This window comes from Cobetia sp. MC34, from assembly GCF_018340035.1.
Lineage (GTDB): Bacteria > Pseudomonadota > Gammaproteobacteria > Pseudomonadales > Halomonadaceae > Cobetia > Cobetia amphilecti.
In genome coordinates this window covers 1-3,700 of sequence record NZ_JADPPY010000071.1, presented here as the reverse complement: position 1 = coordinate 3,700, position 3,700 = coordinate 1, and the positions used below count along the sequence as shown (strand labels likewise).

General features: G+C 51.9%; 3 protein-coding genes. 1 reads left to right on the top strand and 2 read right to left on the bottom strand.

Features of this window, described 5'->3' with window-relative positions; genetic code table 11:
* Positions 1-164 precede the first annotated feature (164 nt).
* The gene (locus tag IZU87_RS17075) at positions 165-1,079 is read right to left on the bottom strand and encodes a cation diffusion facilitator family transporter (protein ID WP_016916432.1); all 915 of its coding nucleotides are present in this window, start codon (positions 1,077-1,079) and stop codon (positions 165-167) included.
* Between the two features lie 204 nt (positions 1,080-1,283).
* On the opposite strand from IZU87_RS17075, the gene IZU87_RS17070 reads away from it, so the two are divergent.
* On the top strand, positions 1,284-2,204 hold the full coding sequence (locus IZU87_RS17070; protein WP_027957952.1) for a bile acid:sodium symporter family protein: 921 nt from the start codon (positions 1,284-1,286) through the stop codon (positions 2,202-2,204).
* 110 nt (positions 2,205-2,314) lie between these two features.
* On the opposite strand, the gene IZU87_RS17065 is transcribed toward IZU87_RS17070, so the two are convergent.
* A partial coding sequence (locus IZU87_RS17065; RefSeq protein WP_213115341.1) for a hypothetical protein occupies positions 2,315-3,700 on the bottom strand: 1,386 nt, incomplete at its 5' end.

Here is a 3,700-nt window from a genome sequence, read left to right as displayed (position 1 = left end):
CCACCCGCAACTGGACACCGCGCCGGACAGTCTGGCTGAACCCCGACCAGGAAGACCCGCTGGTTCAACAGGATCAGCGATTAGAAGCCGCCTGATTACAGGTTCCAACAAGCTTGACAGACATCGCTCGCTACCTACCTGAGCCGGGAGTCGGCCTCGGTCTATCACTCGTGCCCATATAGATTGGCATTTTGATGCGCGTGGTCACTATGCTCAAACTCTAGGCTGGAATGAGCAATACTGAAGCGCATTTTAAGCTGCTCCTTGATCTCTGCTTTGACGGATTCAAGCTGCTGCCAGCCGGTTTCTGTCAGAACCACGTGGCAGTCAAGGGCTGCCATGTTTTCCTGCATCTGCCATAGATGCACATGGTGAATATCCTGGACTCCCTCGATATCTCGTACGGTCTCAACGACTGCCTGCCCGTCAATGTCCGGGGGAGATCCCAGCATTAGCGTACGGATAGGGCCGCCAATTTCAGAGAAGGCTAGGTAAAGAATATATAGCGCAATCCCTATCGTGATCGCGGGGTCCACCCAGCGCATGTCGTACAGTAAAATAAGCGAACCACCGATAATCACGGCGATGGAGGCAAACGCATCCGATAAGTTATGCAGAAAAAGGGCGCGGATATTGACACTCTCTTTTTGCATTGACCACGTGAGCATGGCGGTAAGGGCATCGACGACGAGCGCGACGCCACCAATAATCACGATCGTCCATCCCTCTATCTCAGGGGGATCGACCATCCGCATAGCGCCTTCGTAAATCAGGTAGACACCGACAATAATGAGGGTGGTGTAATTGATGAGTGCTGCCACTATCTCGATGCGGCCATAGCCAAAGGTCATATGCGCATCGGCAGGCCGTCTGGCGATTTTACGAGCAGCAAAGGCAATGACTAATGCTGCCATGTCAGAAAAGTTATGTAACGCATCAGCGATCAGCGATAGGCTCCCCGCCATAATGCCACCGACGATTTGAGCGATGGTTAAGAGCCCATTGGCCCAAATGGAGATGCTGACGCGCCGGTCGCCAGAGGCAGGATCAATGTGGGGATGATCATGATGATGTCCCATCTGTTACCTTCTCTCGAATTATCTGTTCTTGGTACTATAAAACCTCTAGCAACTAAAGCTTCAACCCTTGAGCATTATCTATTTGCATCGCTGGATTGGGAAGCACGTCCCTAGCTACCAAGGAGCCTTTGTGTGCTGGGCCGAAGGTGATCATGTTTTAGGTGCGGGGCTCAATCCACTTCAACCGGTAACGTCCAATCCACCATGGGTAGATTCATTTATTTTGTCGAGGCGCACCTTGTCTGGTTTGTAATCGTCGTCGCGGGGGGAGGCTTACTCTTTCCGGCCACCGGAATAATGCTTAAGTTCGCGATTGGGCCATTACTGGCATTACTGATGTTGATTATCAGCCTCACATTCGATGCGCATGCAGTGCGCATCGTGTTCCGAAAGCCGTCACGGCAGTTGTTGGCATTGGGGCTGGTCTATGGGCCTATGTCGATTGCCGGGTGGCTAACGGGCCGTCTATTTTTTGGAAGCGGCCCGCTGGCTGCTGGCCAAACCTTGCTCGGCACGCTGCCGACAGATGTGTCTTCTCCTCTTTTGGTACTGATGGCGAAAGGCAATGTGGCGCTTGCCGCTGTTTTCAACGCAGTCAACACCGCGTTATGTCCGTTTATTGTTCCCTTCCTGTTTTTATGGCTCACCGGCCTTCAGTTAGACGTGCCGCTTGGATCAATTATTCTTGAATTAACACTAATCGTGCTTCTTCCTACCGTGATTGGGGTCAGCTTGCGTACAAGGTTCTCGGCTTTCTTTGCACGGCATGATTCAGCGTATGCAGGGATAGGGTCGATTCTGTATCTGCTGATCCTACTCGCCGTGGTCGGGCCGAATGCCACCACGATCATTGGCTATGGCTGGTATGCGTTTGTGATTGCGGGCGCGGCCCTGTGCCTCAATTTGATTGGGTACCTGGTAGGTATGTCCTCACGGTTACTCACCTCTGATCGCAAAGAGGTGATTACCTATCTTTTCACGGTCAGTAAAAAGGAATTCAGCATCGCTGCAGCGTTTGTCGCTGCTTCTGGCTTGCCATCAGAGATCGCAATTCCAGCCGCTTTTTTTGCCGTGATTCAAATGATCACTTCGCCCATCGCAGCGAAGATCCTCGCCCGCCACTGAAGGGATGGCCGTATCGGCTCTTCGTCAGAAGAGCAACCTGCACACGGGGTGTACAGGTTGCTCTTACCGACAAAACAGACACCGCTACTCATAAAGGTGGCAAATAGTACCTATGCTAAGTCACTGCGACCAATACTGACCTTGCTAAAAGCATTTAACACAGAGGCTTCGCAGGGTATCTGTTCCTTTTTGGATTTAGGGTGCTTGAACGTATCGGCGAATCCTGGGCAGTGACCAACTAGTTTTTGGACAACACCTTCTACGTGCCGCACGTTAGACAGCACTTGGCGTAACCACTGCTCGAAGCTGCCTTGGTGGCTCAGCGTGAAGACTAAACCTTTATAGGAAGGAGGCTTGGATGCCTCCTCGCTACCGCCAGCTCTGGGTTTTGGAGGGCGTCGTTGGATCTCCATGAGATAGAGCGTTTGATCTAACACATGCACCCGAACGACGAGCACCCCGCGAGGTACCTTGGTCTGAGTATCAATGTAAACCCAATTAGCGACTGACGTTTCCACCTCCTCGTCTATTTCGAAAGGTTCGAGGCTGATTAACCGAGGGTCAGGAGAAGTGCTGAATCCGTCTTCAAAGGTAAACCAGCTAACGCCACGAATCGTTGCGGGATAGGCCGATTGTAAATAGAGAAGCGCATTCCACATATCACGTAGAAAGCCCTGTGATTCCAGTGTAATAGGAGCATGAATAGACGCTTGTCCCACTCCCTTCCCTGACCCATGTGGCTCCCCAGTGGAGAAAATGGTTTCGTCACCCGGAACGGGGACGCCTCGTGTATCGGGCACGTTTTTTCGGGTATATCGTTTATCCAAGACGGCGCGAGGCTTACCTAAAATAACGAATTCGTCCTCAGTAAGGTCTAGCCAGGAAGAACCATGGTCGGGCTCGTCATCATCCGTCAGGTCAATGACATCGGGGATGTCTTGAAGCTGATGATAGGGGAACTGAGAGGGGGCATCGTCGCCATCGGTGGCTGGTACTGTCGTTGATTTCTCTCTTTCACGGTGGATCGTGGCACCATCGGGCTGCGTACAGCCTAATATCTGCAAGCCTAGGAATGTGTTGCCACCATCAATTGGAACGCCAGAAACAGAGATTTCCCCGCTGCCTTGAAACCATGGAGTGACTTTTAAAAGCATCTTATCTTGGGGGAAGCTGGCTTCAGTCTGCGCATAAATATCTCTGGCAGCTTGTTCGGCATAGGGGTCGTACAGCATGTGCGCGAGCAAAATCGCATCGTGCCTATGAACACGATATGTAAATCTGACAGGCCAGGTACCTGGCGATGGGGGCGCATTAAGCGGTCGATAAAGCCGTTCTTTGACCTCCTCCCAACAGTAAGTGGCGAGCACAGTGTAGTGGCACAGTGAATCTGGCCACCTGACTTTGAGTGTATGATGGCTCACAGAGACAATCAGGTGCAGATGATGACGAAGAAGAGAACGTTTAGCCCGGAATTTCGCATGGAAGCGGCCCAGCTC

Coding starts and splice junctions, on each gene's coding strand:
- IZU87_RS17075 (WP_016916432.1), bottom strand. CDS start 1,079: ATGGGACATCATCATGATCATCCCCACATTGATCCTGCCTCTGGCGAC.
- IZU87_RS17070 (WP_027957952.1), top strand. CDS start 1,284: ATGGGTAGATTCATTTATTTTGTCGAGGCGCACCTTGTCTGGTTTGTA.